General features: G+C 69.9%; 19 protein-coding genes. 13 read left to right on the top strand and 6 right to left on the bottom strand.

What is annotated here, in order from left to right:
* Positions 1–126 precede the first annotated feature (126 nt).
* The gene (locus OG878_RS10260; protein WP_328886498.1) at positions 127–1,011 is read right to left on the bottom strand and encodes an SIS domain-containing protein; all 885 of its coding nucleotides are present in this window, start codon (positions 1,009–1,011) and stop codon (positions 127–129) included.
* Positions 1,012–1,196: 185 nt separating this feature from the next.
* Between OG878_RS10260 and OG878_RS10255 the strand changes: the two genes are divergently transcribed.
* From OG878_RS10255 to OG878_RS10245, 3 genes are all read left to right on the top strand, one after another.
* Positions 1,197–1,997, top strand: a complete 801-nt coding sequence (locus tag OG878_RS10255; RefSeq protein ID WP_328886497.1) for a DeoR/GlpR family DNA-binding transcription regulator — start codon at positions 1,197–1,199, stop codon at positions 1,995–1,997.
* A gap of 209 nt (positions 1,998–2,206) precedes the next feature.
* Positions 2,207–2,371, top strand: a complete 165-nt coding sequence (locus OG878_RS10250; protein ID WP_328886496.1) for a hypothetical protein — start codon at positions 2,207–2,209, stop codon at positions 2,369–2,371.
* Positions 2,372–2,479: 108 nt separating this feature from the next.
* Entirely contained in the window at positions 2,480–3,673 is a 1,194-nt protein-coding gene (locus OG878_RS10245; RefSeq protein WP_328886495.1) for a Gfo/Idh/MocA family protein, read from the top strand.
* 107 nt (positions 3,674–3,780) lie between these two features.
* Here OG878_RS10245 and OG878_RS10240 read toward each other — a convergent pair whose 3' ends face one another.
* Positions 3,781–4,047, bottom strand: coding sequence for a hypothetical protein (locus OG878_RS10240; protein ID WP_328886494.1), 267 nt, complete (start codon positions 4,045–4,047; stop codon positions 3,781–3,783).
* On the opposite strand from OG878_RS10240, the gene OG878_RS10235 reads away from it, so the two are divergent.
* The 8 genes from OG878_RS10235 to OG878_RS10200 all read left to right on the top strand — a co-directional run bounded on the left by OG878_RS10235 (position 4,037) and on the right by OG878_RS10200 (position 10,903).
* Positions 4,037–5,110, top strand: coding sequence for an MBL fold metallo-hydrolase (locus OG878_RS10235; protein ID WP_328886493.1), 1,074 nt, complete (start codon positions 4,037–4,039; stop codon positions 5,108–5,110). The two genes, OG878_RS10240 and OG878_RS10235, sit on opposite strands and share 11 nt — an antisense overlap.
* 62 nt (positions 5,111–5,172) lie before the next feature.
* Positions 5,173–6,519, top strand: a complete 1,347-nt coding sequence (locus OG878_RS10230) for an ATP-binding protein (protein ID WP_328886492.1) — start codon at positions 5,173–5,175, stop codon at positions 6,517–6,519.
* On the top strand, positions 6,516–6,941 hold the full coding sequence (locus OG878_RS10225) for a roadblock/LC7 domain-containing protein (protein ID WP_328886491.1): 426 nt from the start codon (positions 6,516–6,518) through the stop codon (positions 6,939–6,941). Before OG878_RS10230 ends, OG878_RS10225 begins: the two co-directional genes overlap by 4 nt.
* Positions 6,938–7,291 carry a DUF742 domain-containing protein gene (locus OG878_RS10220; protein ID WP_277328944.1) on the top strand — a complete coding sequence of 118 codons (354 nt, stop codon included), beginning with the start codon at positions 6,938–6,940 and terminating at the stop codon, positions 7,289–7,291. The genes OG878_RS10225 and OG878_RS10220 overlap by 4 nt, the downstream gene beginning before the upstream one ends.
* Entirely contained in the window at positions 7,269–7,883 is a 615-nt protein-coding gene (locus OG878_RS10215) for a GTP-binding protein (RefSeq protein ID WP_328886490.1), read from the top strand. The genes OG878_RS10220 and OG878_RS10215 overlap by 23 nt, the downstream gene beginning before the upstream one ends.
* Positions 7,880–9,139 (top strand): cytochrome P450, encoded by a 1,260-nt coding sequence (locus OG878_RS10210; RefSeq protein WP_328886489.1) that lies wholly within the window; start codon positions 7,880–7,882, stop codon positions 9,137–9,139. The genes OG878_RS10215 and OG878_RS10210 overlap by 4 nt, the downstream gene beginning before the upstream one ends.
* Before the next feature lie 104 nt (positions 9,140–9,243).
* Positions 9,244–9,633 (top strand): cell division protein SepF, encoded by a 390-nt coding sequence (locus OG878_RS10205; RefSeq protein ID WP_328886488.1) that lies wholly within the window; start codon positions 9,244–9,246, stop codon positions 9,631–9,633.
* 55 nt (positions 9,634–9,688) lie between these two features.
* On the top strand, positions 9,689–10,903 hold the full coding sequence (locus OG878_RS10200) for an AAA family ATPase (protein WP_328886487.1): 1,215 nt from the start codon (positions 9,689–9,691) through the stop codon (positions 10,901–10,903).
* Between the two features lie 302 nt (positions 10,904–11,205).
* Here OG878_RS10200 and OG878_RS10195 read toward each other — a convergent pair whose 3' ends face one another.
* From OG878_RS10195 to OG878_RS10180, 4 genes are all read right to left on the bottom strand, one after another.
* The gene (locus tag OG878_RS10195; RefSeq protein ID WP_328886486.1) at positions 11,206–11,505 is read right to left on the bottom strand and encodes a transposase; all 300 of its coding nucleotides are present in this window, start codon (positions 11,503–11,505) and stop codon (positions 11,206–11,208) included.
* A 114-nt stretch (positions 11,506–11,619) separates the two neighbouring features.
* The gene (locus OG878_RS10190; RefSeq protein WP_328886485.1) at positions 11,620–12,363 is read right to left on the bottom strand and encodes a tyrosine-protein phosphatase; all 744 of its coding nucleotides are present in this window, start codon (positions 12,361–12,363) and stop codon (positions 11,620–11,622) included.
* A 79-nt stretch (positions 12,364–12,442) separates the two neighbouring features.
* Positions 12,443–13,156: a YqcI/YcgG family protein gene (locus tag OG878_RS10185; RefSeq protein WP_328886484.1), complete on the bottom strand. Its 714-nt coding sequence runs from the start codon at positions 13,154–13,156 to the stop codon at positions 12,443–12,445.
* A gap of 50 nt (positions 13,157–13,206) precedes the next feature.
* Positions 13,207–14,469, bottom strand: a complete 1,263-nt coding sequence (locus tag OG878_RS10180) for a hypothetical protein (RefSeq protein ID WP_328886483.1) — start codon at positions 14,467–14,469, stop codon at positions 13,207–13,209.
* Between the two features lie 734 nt (positions 14,470–15,203).
* Here OG878_RS10180 and OG878_RS10175 point away from each other — a divergent pair.
* Both OG878_RS10175 and OG878_RS10170 read left to right on the top strand, forming a co-directional pair.
* The gene (locus tag OG878_RS10175; RefSeq protein ID WP_328886482.1) at positions 15,204–16,097 is read left to right on the top strand and encodes a class I SAM-dependent methyltransferase; all 894 of its coding nucleotides are present in this window, start codon (positions 15,204–15,206) and stop codon (positions 16,095–16,097) included.
* 11 nt (positions 16,098–16,108) lie between these two features.
* Positions 16,109–16,723: a hypothetical protein gene (locus tag OG878_RS10170; RefSeq protein WP_328886481.1), complete on the top strand. Its 615-nt coding sequence runs from the start codon at positions 16,109–16,111 to the stop codon at positions 16,721–16,723.
* The last annotated feature ends 100 nt before the right edge of the window (positions 16,724–16,823 follow it).

Below are 16,823 nucleotides of genomic sequence, written 5' to 3'. Positions count from 1 at the left end.
GGTCCGGCAAGGGCGAGGACGCCGGTCCCACTGCCCCGTACCGGCGTGGCGAGGCCCTCGCACGCGCCGCCGCGCGCACGCCGTTGTGGGCAACGGCGTGCGCGCTCGACGATGTCCGTTCGCCGCTCAGGCGTCCGCGAGGACCACCGAGCGGGTCAGGTGGCGCGGGCTGTCCGGGTCGATGCCGGCGGCGGCGGCGCGCGCGATCGCCAGGCGCTGTACGCGGACCAGCTCGGCCAGCGGGTCCAGGCCGCTCTCCACCCAGCGGGCACCCGTCGACAGCACCTGCTCCGCGAGGCCGTTCGGCGCGGCGCCGAACGTCCAGGTGGCGGTGCCGGTGGTGGCGATGCTGATCGGGCCGTGACGGTACTCCATCGCGGGGTACGACTCCGTCCAGGACAGCGACGCCTCCTTCATCTTGAGCGCGGCCTCGTTGGCGAGGCCGGCCGTCCAGCCCCGACCGACGAAGGTGAACTGGGTGCAGTCCACGAGGCCTTCGGGCAGCGGTTCGGCGAGCGCGGTCTCCGCGTCGCGGACCACGGCGTCGGAGTGCAGCCCCAGGTGGGCGCGGAGCAGCGTGAGCGCGGTGGTGGCGAACCGGGTCTGCACCACGGACTGCTCGTCGGCGAAGTCGAGCACGACGACATCGTCGGCCGAGGTCATCACCGGGGTGTTCGGGTCGGCCGTGATCGCGACGGTACGGGTGACGCCGCGGAGCCGGCCCAGCAGGTCCAGCACTTCGGTCGTGGTGCCCGAGCGGGTGAGCGCGACGACCCGGTCGTAGCGACGGCCGAAGGGGAACTCCGATGCGGCGAACGCGTCGGACTCGCCCTGCCCGGATCCCTCGCGGAGCGCGGCGTACGCCTGAGCCATGTAGAACGACGTGCCGCAGCCGACGACCGCGATGCGCTCGCCGGTGGAGGGCAGGGCGGCCGACTGGCTCGGTGCCAGGTCGGCGGCGCGACGCCAGCACTCCGGCTGACTGGCTGTCTCAATCTCGACAAACGACACTTTTGCACTCCGTACAGGTGATGGGATGCTCGTTCACGCACGTTATAGGTGAACTGCAAGCATTATCAAGCATTCTTGTTGCAGGAGGCTTGACTGATCAGAGCCTTGTGCGACGCTTGCGCGTGTCCGGTGACCGTGCCCAAGGGGATGGGTGCTCGAATCCCGGAGCCGTAAGGAGAGTTCACTTGTCCAGGGATGCCCGGTGGAACGCGCTGCTGGAGCTGGTCGGGAAGCACGGCAGGGTGGAGGTCGAGGAAGCCGCGACGGCGCTGGATGTCTCGGCCGCGACCATCCGACGTGACCTGGACCAGCTCGCCGAGCAGCATCTGCTCACCCGTACCCGCGGTGGCGCCGTCGCGCACGGCGTCTCGTACGAGCTGGCGCTGCGCTACAAGACGGGACGCCACGCCCCGGAGAAGCAGGCCATCGGCCGCGCGGTGTCCGAGCTCGTGGCCGTGGGCGAGGTCGTGGGACTGACCGGTGGCACCACGATCACCGAGGTCGCCCGCTCGCTGGCCGTGCGCTCCGACCTCGTGGGTGACACCGGTCCCGGGATCGGCGGCCAGCCGACGCTGACGGTGGTGACCAACGCCCTCAACATCGCCAACGAGCTGGTGATCCGGCCGCAGATAAAGATCGTGGTGACCGGGGGCGTGGCCCGGCCCCAGTCGTACGAGCTCACCGGCCCGCTGGCCAGCGGCGTGCTGGGTGAGATCACCCTGGACGTCGCCGTACTGGGCGTCAACGCGATCGACACCGAGCGTGGGGCGTACGTCCACCACGAGGGCGAGGCCAGCATCAACCGGCTGCTCGCCGAGCAGGCGCAGCGGGTGGTCGTGGCCGCCGACTCCTCCAAGATCGGCAAGCGTGCCTTCGCCCGGGTCTGCGATCTCGGCCAGGTCGACTTCCTGGTGACCGACACCGGCATCACCGCCGAGGCGACGGCCCGCTTCACCGAGGCAGGCGTCACCGTCATCGCTGTGTGACGGCTGTCCGAGGGCGCTGGATGCGGTGAGATGTGCGCACCCCGTGCACGATCGAGCATCGGGTGCACGCTGACGCGGCCGTGAGTCCGTCGGCTGTGTCCGGCAATGCGGCGTCGGCCGGGGTCCGTTGCATTTCCCCGATCTCGGATGTCCGCAGATGTTCGTCGCGCCCGAGAAATGAACAACTCTTGCCATCGGTGCGCACTCTCGTGAACGATGTGACTGTCGCCGCGACGGAAGAGCGGCTGCCCCGTCGACGGTGCGGTGCCGACACGTACACCGGCAAGGGTGGCTCGCTCACCACCGTCATGAGCGACTGTCAGAAGGACGTCGGCGCGGCCCGCAAGCCGGTCTCCGTCTTCCGGACCGGGTGAAGAAGTGGTGCTCCGGCGGCGGCGACGAGATGCGCGCGGAGTACGAGGCCTCGATCGCCGGTAAGCAGTCTCCGCCCGCACCACCCCGCACAGAGAGAAGGGACTCCCGTGTCAGACCTGCGCCTCGGCGTCATCGGGCTCGGCCTCCGCCGTTCCATCGCGATCTCCGCCCACCACCCCGGAAAGGGTTCGGCGATCACCGCCGTCTGCGACCTCGACCCCGAGGTGCGGGAGCGCGAGGCCGAGCGCTTCGGCACCGACGTCGCGGTGGAGGACTACAAGTTGCTCCTCGGCAGGGACGACCTCGACGCGGTCGTCATCGCCACCCCGGACGACACCCACGAGGCCATCGCCATCGACGCCCTGCGGGCCGGCAAGGCGGTCTTCGTCGAGAAGCCGCTCGGGATCACCGTCGAGAGCTGCGACAACGTCCTGCGCGCCGCGTACGAGACGGGGACTCGGCTCTACGTCGGCCACAACATGCGCCACATGGGAGTCGTGCGGCTGATGCGCGACATCATCGCCCGGGGCGACATCGGCGAGCCGAAGGCCGTCTGGGTGCGGCACTTCGTCGGCTACGGCGGCGACTACTACTTCAAGGACTGGCACGCCGACCGGACCCGCACCACCGGCCTCCTGCTCCAGAAGGCCGCGCACGACATCGACGTCCTGCACTGGCTGGCCGGCGGCTACACCCGCCGGGTCAACGCCCTCGGCGACCTCCTCGTCTACGGTGGTCTGCCGCGCCGCGAGGCGGGCACCCCGCGTCCGGACAACTGGCTGCGGGAGTTCGACTGGCCGCCGACGGCCCGCAAGGATCTGCACCACATCGTGGACGTCGAGGACGTCTCGGTGATGAACATGCAGCTCGACAACGGCGTCGTCGCCGCGTACCAGCAGTGCCACTTCACTCCGGACTACTGGCGCAACTACACCGTCATCGGCACCGAGGGGCGGCTGGAGAACTTCGGCGACGGCCCGGGTGACGAGGTCAAGGTCTGGAACACCGGTCCCAGCGGTTACCGCGCCGAGGCCGACATCACCTACCGGGTGCCGGAGGCGGACGGCTCGCACGGCGGCGGGGACAGCCGGATCATGGAGGAATTCTGCCGGTTCGTCCGCGACGGCGGCGTCACCGACACCTCCCCGGTCGCCGCCCGCATGAGCGTCGCCGCCGGTGTGCTCGCGACCCGCTCGCTGCGTGAGGGCGGTGCACCGTACGACGTGCCGGCCCTCGACCCCGAGCTGATCGCGTACTTCGAACGCGGTCAGGTCCGCCAGAACCTTCCAGCCGGAATCTGACCGGGACCCGCCGGACAGGGCTTCGGCCCTGTCCGACGGGTCTCATGCGCACCTCGTGCACCCCGCGCCGACCGGCGCTCGCACCGGAGGTTTTCCCCCATCTGTTTTCAGCCATGCTCGGTGGGTAATCGGCACAATCCGGTGCGGCGACGGCTCGATCGGCCATCGCCGCGCTGCGTGACACCATCGGGTGAAATGAAGCGGATCGTCCGGAAGATGTCGTACGGAGCTCCCGGCAGCCGGTCTCGTACCGTCACCACTCCGCCGCCGCCGTCGAGCACGACCGGCGATTTTGCGCCAACCGGGGTCCATGGCGGCCGGGTTCGAACGCGCGGCCGGATCCGGGTCGGCATAATCGCGTCCATGTCGATCACGGGTGGAGACTTCGTCGAGCTGGGGCGGGACCTGTATGCCTGGCTTCCGCCGAAGCGGGGCTGGGGCCTCGCCAACTGCGGCCTGCTCACCTCGCCGCGTGGCGCGATCTGGATCGACACCCCCTACGACCCCGTGCTCGCGGGCCAGTTCCTGGCCGCGTCCACGAAGCGTCTGCCCGACGGTGTCTCCATCGGCCGGGTGATCGTCACCCATGCAAACGGGGACCACTTCTGGGGAGCGGGCGTCCTCCCGGACGCGGAGATCATCGCGACCCGCGAGGCCCGGGAACACATCCATTACGAACCCACTCCGAAGCAGCAGGACGCGCTGGTCCGGGCCGGCGATCCGACCACCCCGCTCGGCGGCTACCTCGCACGCCACTTCGGGATGTTCGACTGGTCGCAGACCGAACCCGTGCAGCCCACCACGTACTTCACCGGGGAGCTCGAACTCACCCTCGGGGAGTACCCGGTCCAGGTGTCGGCCCTGCCCGCCGCGCACACCACCGGTGACCTGATCGTGCACCTGCCCGCGCAGCGCACCGTGTTCAGCGGCGACGTCATCTTCGGCTCCACACCGCAGCAGCCGGGCGACCACCCCGTGCACTGGGCCGGTCCGCTCGCCAACGTGATCGCCGCCTGTGAGCAGGTGCTGGCCACCGGCGCCGAGACCATCGTCCCGGGCCATGGCCCGGTCCTCGATCAGGCCGGGGTGCGCGCCCACATCGGCTACCTCGCGTACGTACAGGAGCGTGCCCACGCCCTGCACGCAGCCGGTGTACCCGCGCTGGAAGCGGCCCGCCGGGTGATCGGCGAGGCACGCCATCCCGAACTCGGGCTGGCCGAGCGGCTCGTGGTGACCATCGGCAGCGAGTACCGGCATCTCGACGGCTCCGAACTGCCCGGTGTGCTGCAGGTGATGACCGATGTCGCTGTCGTCGCACGAGAGTGTGCCGCTGAGGACTCCTCCGTCCAGGCTCTCTCCGCTGAGGGCTCCTCCGCCCAGGTTCTCTCCGCTCAGGAAGGGGAGCAGTCCCGTGAGGCGCCAGGCCGCGCCGGCTGACAGCCGGATCTCCCGCCGCCCGGGCCGGGAGACCGACCCGACAACAGGAATGCGGTGACGGCATGGCATGGATCGTGACGCTGATCGCCGTCGTCACAGCCGTGGCGGCCGTGGTGCACGCCCAGAGCGCGTCCCGTGACGCCCATATCGCGTGGGGCCGCGTCGAGCTGGCCGAACGGCAGACGAAGGCGGCCGACGCCCGGACTGCCGCCCTGACCGAAGAGATCCGGCAGCTCGCCCGGAAGCGGATACCCGCCGCCGCCCTCGCCCTTTCCCACCCCAGCGCGCCCGTCCCGGGCCTGCGGGAAGCGGCCGAGGTCGACGGCGGCGCCGCGGGGCTGCTGACCGAGGCGGTACAGGCAGCCCGCACGGCGGTCATCGAGGAGCGGCAGCGCGTCGACGCCGCCGCCCGGGCGGCGATGCGCGGCACCTCCGCCAAAATCCAGTCCCTGCTCAACCAGTCCCAGCATCTGCTCCACGAACTGCAGCACGAGTACGACGACCCGCGGATCCTGCAGCTGGACTTCCGCAACGAACTGGCGCTGCGCCGCACCCAGGCCACCGCGGTGCTCTGCGACGCCTGGCCGGGCCTGGCCCGGCAGAACTCGCCGCTCGTCGAGATCGTGCTCGGCGCCCAGTCCCGGGTGGCGGGTTACGAGCGCATCAAGGTCGCCAACCATCTGCGCGACGAGCGGCTCGCCGTCGCCGCCCGTGCCGCCGAGCCTCTCGCGATCGCCCTCGCCGAGCTGCTGGCCAATGCCACCGCCTACTCGCACCCCGAGACCGACGTACAGGTGACGGTCCAGCAGAGCGGCGGCCGCGGTGCCTTCCTGGTGGTCGACGACGCGGGCATCGGCATGGACGACGACTCGCTGGAGCGGGCCCGTGCCCTGCTGGCCGGCCCCTCCGAAGTACTGCTGACCGAGCTGGGCGATCCGCCGAAGACCGGATTCGCCGTCGTCGGCCGGCTCGTCGTGCAGTACGGTCTCAGCTGCCACATCGAGGCCTCGCCGTTCGGCGGGATGCGTACGATCCTGCGGGTCCCCGCGCACCTGCTGACGGTGCTGGAGGACGACGACCGCAGCCTCTCCGCCCTCGCCCCGAAGCCGGTGCAGGCGCACACCGCCGCCCCCGCCGCGGCCGAGCCGGAGCCCGCCGTCCGGGAGGAACCGTCCGGACTGCCCAGCAGGCGCCGCCGTGCGCCGCGTGCGACAGCGGTACCGTCCGCTCCCACCACCCCCGCGGCCCCGGTCGGCCCGCCGCGGCTGCGTACCCCCGAGCAGGCCGAGGCGTCCTGGTCGGCGCTCCAGCAGGGCACCCTCAGCGGCCGCAGCGCCGCCGCCCCGCCGGCAGCGGACAGCGAACACGATCAGGACGACCGGAACGATCAAGGAGACGACGCGACGTGAGCACCCCTACCCCCACCGTCGGTGACCTCGCATGGGTGCTGGCGCCTCTGCTGGACCTGCCCGGAGTGCAGCACGCCGTGGTCGCCACGGGCGACGGCCTCGTCGAAGGGGCCTCGCCCGGCCTGGACCGCGCGTCCGGCGAGCGGGTCGCCGCCATGACCGCCACCCTGCATGCCGCGGCGCGCGCCTTCACCACGGCGTTCACCGACGTCGAGACGCCACGGCTGGCGCAGACGGTCGTCGAGTCCGACGAGGGCTTCGCCGTCGTCGTCCCCGCCGGGAAGAACACCACCCTGGCGCTGTTCGCGGAACCCGGGGCCAAGCTGGGCGACATCGCGTACCAGATGCAGGTGCAGGTCACCGCGCTGACCAGGGCGATGAACGCGCCCGCCCGCCGGCCGGACGCTGCGCCCCGGCCATGACCCCCGGCCCAGGACGCCGTCTGATCCCCGCCTACCTGGTCACCGGTGGCCGGACCCGGCCCACCGGCCCCGCACTCGACCGGCTCGCCGTGCTCGTACGCACCGACTCGGCGCTGCCCGAGGACACCGGCTCCCAGCAGCGCAGTCTGTGCGAACTGCTGGCGCCGGGCGCCCTCACCGTCGTCGAATGCGCGGCGCACCTGGACCTTCCGGTCAGCGCCACCGTCTTCCTGGCCACGGACCTCGCGGCCGCCGGACATCTGCACACGCGACCGCCGATCCCCAGCGCGGGGGAGCTCGACCGGTCGCTCGTCGAGAGGCTGCTCGTTGGACTCCGCTCCCTCCACTGACCGGACCGGCATCGGCTATCTGCCGTCTGCCGCCCGGACCCTGATGAAGCTTGTCGTCACGGGTCCGTTCGGCGTGGGCAAGACCACCCTGATCCGTACGCTGTCGGAGATCCCCACGCTCCACACCGAGGAGGCGATGACCGAGTCCAGCTCCCGGCTCGACGACACCGCCGGCCTGCCGGACAAGACCACCACCACGGTCGCCGTCGACTTCGGCCGGCTCACCGTCCTCGACGACCTGGTGCTCTACATGTTCGGCACCCCGGGGCAGGAACGGTTCTTCCCGCTCTGGGAGGACATCGCGCGCGGCGCCCTCGGCGCCCTCGTCCTGGTCGACACCCGGCGGCTCGGCGACTCCTTTGCCGTCATGGACATGGTCGAGGAACAGGGGCTGCCCTACGCCGTCGCCGTCAACTGCTTCCCGGACGCCCCCGTCCACTCGGACGAGGTCCTGCGCAAACACCTCGACCTGCACCCCGGCACCCCGCTGCTGCAGTGCGACGCCCGCGAGCGCCGCGGCAGCATCGACGCCCTGATCGCCCTCGCCGAGCATGTGCTGACCCGCCTGCCCCAGCCTCAGGACGCGTCATGACGCCGCCCACCCGCTCCGTACCGCCGCCACAGCCGCTCGCGCTGTACGGCCCCGACTTCGCCGCCGATCCGCACGGCCACTACCGGCGACTGCGCCCGCACGGCCCACTCGCCCCCGTCCGCATCGCCCCCGGCATCGACGCCCTGCTGGTCACCGACTACCAGGCGGCGGTCGATCTGCTGCGTGACACCCACACCTTCACCAAGGACCCCCGGGCCTGGCAGGCCACCGTCCCCGCCGACTCACCGGTCCTGCCCATGCTCGGCTACCGGCCGACCGCGCTCTTCAGCGACGGCGACGTGCACGCCCGCTACCGCGACGCCATCAACGACGGCCTCGCCATGATCGAGCCGCACCTCCTGCGCGCCGAAGTGGCCCGCGTCGCCCGCCGGCTCATCCGGGAGTTCGCCGCCTCCGGCAGCGGCGACCTCGTCGCCCAGTACGCCCGACGGCTCCCTCTGCACGTCTTCACCACCTGGTTCGGGGTGGCACCCGAGGACCGCGAACGGATCGTCGAGGGCATCGGCGGGATGTTCAACTCCGCCGATGACTCCGCCGCCGCGTACGCCGATCTCGTCACCGTCGTCACCGGGCTCGTCGCCGACCGGCGCGCGCGGCCCCGCCGCGATCTCACCTCGTACTTCCTCGGCCACCCGGCCGGACTCGACAACGACGAGACCGTGCGTCAGATCACACTGGTGATGAGCGCGGGCCATGACCCGACGACCAATCTGATCGGCAACGCGCTGTTGCACATGCTCACCGACGCGCGCTACGCCGGCTCGCTGCAACGCGGTGCGATGACGGCCCACGAGGCCATCAACGAGGTCCTCTGGCAGGACCCGCCGCTGGCCAATCTGGCCGCCCACTACCCGCGCCACGACACCGAGTTCCACGGCGTCCGGCTGCGTGCCGGACAGCTGCTCCTGGTCTCCTACGCGGCGGCCAACACCCAGTCGCCGCCCGCGCCTTCGGACCCCGGCGTACGCTCCGGCGGCAGCGCCCATCTGGCCTGGTCGACGGGGCCGCACCGATGTCCGGCGAAGCAGCCGGCGCTGCTCATCGCCATGACCGCGATCGAGCAGCTGACCAGCCAGCTGTGCGATGCGGAACTGGCCGTCCCGGCGGGCGAACTGATGTGGCGGCCCGGTCCGTTCCACCGCGCCCTGGTGCATCTGCCGGTCCGCTTCACCCCGCTCGACATGACCCCGGACGCCGGGCCCACAGGTCCCCCGGAGGCATCGATCGCCCGCTGAACCGTGTCGCTGGTACGCCAAACGGGTGAGGGGCGAGAGAATTGCCCGATGAACAGTCAGCACAGCCGGCACAACGCCGACCGACGCACGGACGGGGTGGTCCGGTGAGCAGGTACGACGTCACGGACGAGCAGTGGGAGGGGCTGGCCCAGGTCGTACCACTGCGCAGCCGCAACGAGTGGCCGTCCCGGGTCGACCACCGCACGGTCCCCGAGGACCACGAGACCGTCGAGCAGCGCCGCATGGTCGTGCTCCGGGTACAGGTCTTCGCGGACGCGCGCGAGGTGGCCGAGTACCTGATCGCACAGATCCCCGTACTGCTCGATCTGACCGCTGCCGAGACCGATGTGGCCAAGCGGGTCCTGGACTTCACCAGCGGTGTGGTCTTCGGCCTCGGCAGCGGAATGCACCGGGTCGACCGGAACGTCTTCCTGCTGTCGCCGGTCGGCATGGAGGTCGAGGGGGTCGCGGCGGCCGGCGTCCCCCGATCGTAGGAAGGTCGTCCGGGCGGAACGGTTCGCCGCCCCACGGGGTGCGTACGGTCCGCACATGACTGAACTCTGCCCGGCGGGCACCCCACTGCCGCCCGACGCCCCCGCCACCGGTATCCGTTCCGGATCAGCGTCCGCCGCCCGAGGCGTCCGGTCCGCCGGTCCCGTCATGACCGAACTGCGGCTGTCCGCCTTCGCCTCGCACCGCGGCACCGTCCTGCCGATCGGGCCGCTCACCTTGTTCACCGGCGCTTCCGGCAGCGGCAAGTCCACTGCCCTGCGGGCATACGAGGCCCTGGCCCGGCTCGGGGCCGGCGACCCGCTCGCCGAGGTGTTCCCTGACCCGGCGGCGTACGTACCCGAACAGGTCGGACCCGACGCGCAGGGCCGCCGCGGCTTCCGCATCGGCTGTACGGCCGACGGCCCGGCCGGTCCGGTCCGGCTCGATCTCGCCGTCCAGGCCGAACCCACCCTCCGGATCGTCGGCGAGCGGCTGACCGGAGGCGGGGAGACCCTGCTCACCACCGCGCTCCGCGATCCCGGGCGTTCGACGGTCCAGGCGGCCTGGCACACGGCAGGCGTGGTCCCGGTGACCCGTGCGCCGCTGCCGGACGACGTGCTCGGCACGGCACTGCTGCCGCTGCGGGTCGCGGGCACGACCGAGGGGCAGTTGCGGGTCCTGGCCGCCGCCGAACAGATGGTGGTGGCCCTGCGGTCGGTCTTCGCGTGCACACCGCAGCCGCAGCGGATGCGGGCACCGGTGCCGAGCGGGGAGGACCGGCTGCGCCGCGGCTGCGACAACCTTGCGGCGGTACTGGAACGGACCCACACCCAGTGCGGCCAACGACACGCCCGCCTCGTCGCGGCGGCCGCCGCCGGATGTGCGGGGACGGTGACGGGGCTGGGCGTCGAGCGGCTCCGGGACGGGACGGTGCGCGCCGTCGTGGAGCGCGAGGACGGGCACCGCACCCCGGTGCAACGGCTCGGCGACGGTGAGTTGAGGTATCTCGCGCTGGCCCTGGTGCTTCTGACCGGACCGGGGGTGCTGGCCATGGAGGCGGCGGGGGAGGTGCCGTCGGCCATGCAGACCCTCACCGTCCTGGCCGACGGACTCGACCGGGATCTGGACGGGCGGCAGCGGCGGGAGCTGCTGGCTCTGGCGGCGTCGATCGGTGCGGCCGGACACCTCAGGCTCGTGGGCACGGTCGCGGAGGAGGCCGCCGCTGCCGCCCGCGGGACGGCCGGTGCGACGGTGGTAGACCTGTGCCCGTGACAGAACTCGATGTCTTGAATCGCCCCTTCGGTGGGGTGCGGCGTCGCTCCGCAACCTGCCGGTGAGCTGCGTGGTTGTGGGCGTCATTGGTCGTTGTCGTACGAGAGCGACTGAAACCTGAGCCAGACCGGGGTAATCCCAGCGGATAGCGAATACCGAGGTGGCCGTGCACCCAACGCCAGGGCCTTCCACCAGAACAACACGTTACCCACCGTCAAATCGCCACCTGTTCAGCTTCCCTTCCTCGCTGGTCGGCTGTGCCGGGCGACAAGAACGTCGCCCGGCACAGCCGACCGGAGGGATCAGTTGATGAACTTCCCGTACTTGGCGATCGCCATGGGCGCACCAGCGCCGGCAGGCCCGGCCGCGCCCCAGATGAGGCACTGTTCACCGGCTTCAGCCAATGTGCCTCCGCCGGGCCTGGGTGTGTCCCGCTCGCTGGACACACCCAGGGCCCGGTCGTCGCGGATCCACTTGCGCAGCGTCTCGAGATGGCTGCCCAGACTCCGGGCGATGTCGGTGAGCGACCGGTCCTTCGAGGACCGGGCCAACGGCACCGCGTCCCTCCTGAACTCTTCGGGGTAGTTCTTCCGCTTTGCCACCTTGGATCACTTCCCCTGGATGACGAAACATCCAGCGTCCAGGTGGACGAAACATCCAGCGTCCAGGTGTCGGAATTTCGGGGTTCACTTCACGCGGCGTCGTACCCCGGGCGGTCATGTGCGCGTCGGCGGCACTGAACCCGGGCCCGGCCCCAGCCGTTCCGCCGCGTGCGTCGCGAGAACCGCGGGCGCCCCGTGAGAGGCCAGGAACTGTGCCACCGTGCCGTGCCGGTCGGTGATCCAGTCCAGAGCCTGCGCCATCGCGGGGACCGAACCGGTGTTCATGGCATCGAAGTACTCCACATCCTTGCCCTTGGCAGACCAAGACGCCCGCCGGCGGGCCACAACCGGGGCGACCGCCTCGGCTGCCTCGGCATGCTGGGCCATCACGGCCTGCCGGTCCCACCCCGCCAGGCCCAGCGCGAGTGCCACGACGAGGCCGGTACGATCCCGTCCCGTCCGGCAGTGCACCAGCACGGCACCGTCACGGGGCTCCACCACGTACGCGACCGCCTCGGCCAACGTGGGGCCGTTCGTCGAGAGGTGCCGGAGGTACAGATCCGACAGTGTGGCGCAGTTGTCCGGCAACGGTCGTGACGCCTCGTCACCGATGGGTATCCGCCGGTAGCTCACCCGCGCCTCCGCCGGCAGGTCCTGCGGCCGCTTGCCGGCCTCCCGGTCGCTGCGCAGGTCCAGGACGGCCGTCATGCCGTGCGTGCGGAGCAACGCGATGTCCTCGGCGGTGTACGGGGCGGTGAAGCCTCCCCGTAGCAGCCTGCCAGACACCGGCTCTCCGCTGCCGCGCTGTCCGAGGACGTCATGCACCAGGTGCGGCACCGCGAGTTCAATCGTGCGCATCAGATCCGCTTTCCCGCCCCGCAGGCGCCGGTGAGGACACGGTCGGAGCGTCTGTCCTGTTGTCGGCCGGTCGACCCGGTCACTCGTCCCGCTCGGGAGGCCGCAGATCCTCGACCCGCACCAGGGGCCGGCCCGGGTCCACCCCGTCGCCCAGGAAGTACTGGTGGGCCTCGCGGTTGCCCGGGTCGCCGTAGGAACCCAGCGCCGTGTGCGGCGGAACGGCGTCGTACTCGGCGAGTCTCGCCCGGATGCGCAGGCGTGCGCGGTGGTCCGCGCCCGCGAAGGTGTCGAAGGACGAGCGTGACTGGACGACGGCGGTCCACGCCGGTCCCAGGTTCCGGCTGCGCCGCTCCCGATGGCCGGGCGTGCTGAAGTTGAAGAAGAAGTCGACGCCTTCGAACCAGAAGACCCAGCGGGGGTCCTCCGGGTCGAGCGGTGTCGCCTCCGGCCAGTCGTACCGGTCCAGTCGCCGCAGCAGACGCAGCACCTCCGCCGAGAATTCCCGCTCCGCCGGGAGCGATCCGGTCTCGGGCAGGTCGGCGAAGATCACGACGATCTGCTCCGGTTCCTTCGAGATCGCCCCCGCGGCTTCGGCGAGCAGGTCTGCCGCCTCCGCCGCCGCGCCCGCCTCGGCCAGACCGACAAGCAGCGTGTCCTCGAGCACGGGGCGGGGTGCGAACACGCAGGGAAACGCCGGGTCCAGCACACGGTGGGTGAACTCCTCGACGAGTTCCCCCAGACGCCTTACCCCGGCACTCGTGCCGGCTGCGACCTGTGAGGCCCGGTACAACACGTTCGTCCACCTCCAGTAATCGATGTCGGTGTGAGGCGATCATTGGGCCGTCATCCGACGGGCCGTACCGTGGGCCTCTCACCGGCCACGCAGTCGCGGAGGAACGACAGCTTGGAGTAGAAGGTCTTCTCGGATGTCACGCCCGCCTCCGCCAGCCACTCTCCGACCACGTCCGCGAGCCGGTACAGCTCCGTGTCGATCGATGCCTGATCCAGCCCGTCGTGCACGCGCGAGCGGTGGTACTCGAGCTCGACCTGCTGGAGAACCGCGTCGTACTCGGGTACGACGACCTCGTCGATCTCGATCCCGAAGAAGTGCCCGGTGGCCACCGACTCCACGTTCACGTCGAAACGGCACCGGGTGAAAGACGGGAGCCGACGCCATGTCAACTCGCTGTAGTCCCGCGCCAGAACGCTGGCGAACTCGCCCGTCGGGATCTCGAGGCCCTGCCGGAACGTTTCGGTGCGCCGCATCGCGTCGGCCGCGAAGACCTTGTGCTTGAGCTCGTAGCGTCCCGACGGCTTCCGGATGAACGCGATGTAGCCGCGCTCGGCGACCGGGTCGAGGACTTCGAAGGTGTGCTGCTGAAAGTGCCAGCGCTGCAGTTCGTTGCCCACATCGGGAAGGAACCCCGGCAAGCGGCCGTCCCTCACGACGGACGCGATCCGTGAGGCCAGCCCCCAGGGGGACACCCTCTCCTTCAGCCCGAGCTTGAGCTCGATCTCAGTTTCGGACTCGAAGTGAGTGAACTCCTGCCATTCCACGGCCACATGGTCACGCAGCTCGTGTGCCCGGGTCAGTGCCTCGCGCGCGATCTCTGGCACGGTGGCGCCGGCCTTCAGTTCCACCGTGGCCACCCGGGCGAAAACGGCGCCCACCTCGCGCATCCGGGTGCACATCAGGACCTCGGTGCGGTCGTGCCCGGTGCCGCGATGCACCCGCAGCACCGCCAGCGGTGTGATCGTCTCGAGGTCTGCCGCCCGGTCCCCGGATGTCCGCCACGTGGCCAGGACCCGGGCGAAGTCCGGATCCATCGACGTCCCACGCCAGACCACGAGTGGTTCGGTGAACTCCCGGATCACTTCCTCGCGTTCGCTGTCGAGGAGCAGTGCCCACCGCGTCGTGGTCGACGGGGGCTTCAGGTACTCCACAGCCTGAGGGCCGGCCGAGCTGAAGGGGCTCGGTGCGATTCGCACGACGACCAGGGGTGTGCCCGGCCGGGGCGCGAGCGGGTAGTGGAGACCGACGTCGCCCAGCAGCAGGTAGTGCTCCGGCTCGGTTCCGACGGCGTCGTCGACCGGGATGTCGTTCAAGTGGAATCCCTTCCCCTGTATGTGTGCCGGTGTGTGCCGGTGTGTGCCGCCGTAGGTGTGAGCGCACGAGCGGCGAGTCGCCCGTGGCGGGCGAGCCCGGCTGAGCGCAGACGGCCGAGGGCGTGCACCCCAGTGACAAGAGGGCTTCAGCGAGTGGTCTGCAGAGCGGCTGCGGTCAGCCGGCCCGAGGGAATCGGTAGGTGGATGGTTCGTCGGCCGGCCTCAAGAATGGCAATGCATGGGTCATTGGCGTCGCTCCACAACTGCTGCCGCCGCAATTCAAAAATCCCCATGGCCGGATACGGCATCGATCCGGAGAACAGCGAATTCAACGATGCTTTGTTTCAGTCACGACTGCATCGCGGGTCATGATCGCACGTCAATCTAGGTGGGTGCGCAGACGGGTGTCAATAGTCATGATCCCAGGTGTGGGTTGCCGGCCGGTCCCCTTGGCCGATCGTCCCGCCAGACCAAGGCTGCTGACCAGAGGCTTTATCTCTGCCATCGGCCGGCTGCGACTGTCCGGTGCGACCCGCGGCGACAGGATCATCCCACCTCACCCCGGATCGTTTCGCCGAGAAACATCAATAGGTACATATTGGCCCAACGCCCCAACTCCGCACTTTTCCGAAGGAAAACTTGCCCGTACGTGTGTCTTGAATTGCAGTGATCGCTCCGACTAGGGTCGCGCCACTGGCAGTTGGCCGATTGGTTGCCCTTCCATGGAGGACTTTGTGACGCAGAGCTCGACGGACGCAGCGCAGTTGGGGCAGTTCAGCTTCGGGGCGGATTACATTCGTGAGCACTTCGGCAACAATGTTGCCCTGGCCACCCAGCAGATGACGCACAGCGTCTTTCGGCAGAACAGCGAAGCCCACATCGACCACCTTCTGCGCTGCCTCGCGCTGAATGGGGACGAATCGCTGCTTGACTTGGGCTGCGGGAACGGATTCATCCTCCGTGACGTGGTCAGCCGGCTCCGTTACGGCGGTTATGCCGTGGCGGTGGATGTCTCCCCCGCGATGCTCGAACTGGCGAAGCGCAACGTCAACGTCGCCTGGGTGCCCCTGACGTTCCACGAGGGCCGGGCCGAGGACCTCTCGGTGTTCGAGGAGGGCAAGTTCCGCCGAGTCATGGCCAACTACATCTTCCACTACATCGAGGACCCGGACCTCGTACTGGGCGAGGTGGCCCGGGTCCTGCACCCAGAAGGGCACGCCATCGTCACCATCGAGACCCGCCACTCGATGCCCGAAATGTATAACCTGCATTTTGAGATGATGGAGCGCATCGGCTTCCCTAGCGACTTCATCGAGCGGTTGCCGCGCGGCCGACGCGGCGTCATGGTGCTGGACAACGCCAAGGAAATTCTGAGCCGGACCTTCGCCTCGGTCGAGGAGAAGCCGTACGTCGACGCGCTGCGTTTTGACAAGGCGGAGCAGTTCATGAATTTCTACGGCAACGGGCACCGCCTGCTCGGTGTGAAGGCCCACGCCGGGGACACCATTTCCCAGACGATGATCGACGACCTGTACACGGCTGTGGAAGAGGCAGTCGCGAAGCAGATCTCGAACGTCGGGTACTTTGAGATCAGCAAGCAGGCTTCGGTGTTCGTCTGCCGGAAGTGAGTGAGTCGACCGTGGCACTCACTGAGCGTGCAATCTCGCGGGTCGCTCTTTTCGGGCTGCCGGGTGCGGGGAAGTCGACGACCGTCTCCTTCCTTACACCCGCACTTGAGGCGGCCGGCCTGAAGGTCTCGGTGGTGAAGCTCGCCCAGCCACTCTACGATGTGCAGCACGCCTTTTACGGGCGGCTCGGCGAGGATCTGGCCCAGGGGCAGCAGGACGGTGCGCTGCTGAATTTCCTGGGTTCCCATTTCCGGCGGATCTCCCCCGATTTCCTCGTGGCGGATTTTGCCCGCAGATGTGAGACCGCGGCCCTGTCGGGAGCCGATGTCCTGCTGTGCGACGACGCTCGGCCGGTGGATCTCGGCCCGCTGGCTGCCGGAGGGTTCCGGCTGGTGAGGGTCTCCGCTCCCGACGCGCTGCGCTCCGCGCGGAAGGCGCGGCGCGGCGACCAGACGGCGGGCCGGGACGACCACCCCACCGAACTCGGAGGTGAGTCGGTGATCCCGGACTTCGAGCTGGTCAATGAGGGAAGCCTGGCGACTCTCGAACAGCAGGTGGTCGCACTCGGCGAGGTGCTTGCCGGTCAGGGACACGACATGGCGGCGACATCAGCTGACCGCGGGTGACCTGACACTCTGTCGCCATTTTGTGGACAGCTGACACCGGAGAGCGTCGGGCGGGTCTCGGCAGAGCAGGGCGCTACCCGGATATGAGAGCTAGAACGGG

This window comes from Streptomyces sp. NBC_00316, from assembly GCF_036158715.1.
In the GTDB taxonomy this organism is placed as follows: domain Bacteria; phylum Actinomycetota; class Actinomycetes; order Streptomycetales; family Streptomycetaceae; genus Streptomyces.
Note: the sequence above shows the minus strand (reverse complement) of the source record. Positions and strands in the feature narration are given on the sequence as shown.

What these genes read in the sequence shown, in the direction of transcription:
- OG878_RS10235 (WP_328886493.1), top strand. Translation starts at nt 4,037, where the DNA reads ATGTCGATCACGGGTGGAGACTTCGTCGAGCTGGGGCGGGACCTGTAT.
- OG878_RS10230 (WP_328886492.1), top strand. Translation starts at nt 5,173, where the DNA reads ATGGCATGGATCGTGACGCTGATCGCCGTCGTCACAGCCGTGGCGGCC.
- OG878_RS10220 (WP_277328944.1), top strand. Translation starts at nt 6,938, where the DNA reads ATGACCCCCGGCCCAGGACGCCGTCTGATCCCCGCCTACCTGGTCACC.
- OG878_RS10210 (WP_328886489.1), top strand. Translation starts at nt 7,880, where the DNA reads ATGACGCCGCCCACCCGCTCCGTACCGCCGCCACAGCCGCTCGCGCTG.
- OG878_RS10200 (WP_328886487.1), top strand. Translation starts at nt 9,689, where the DNA reads ATGACTGAACTCTGCCCGGCGGGCACCCCACTGCCGCCCGACGCCCCC.
- OG878_RS10190 (WP_328886485.1), bottom strand. Translation starts at nt 12,363, where the DNA reads ATGCGCACGATTGAACTCGCGGTGCCGCACCTGGTGCATGACGTCCTC.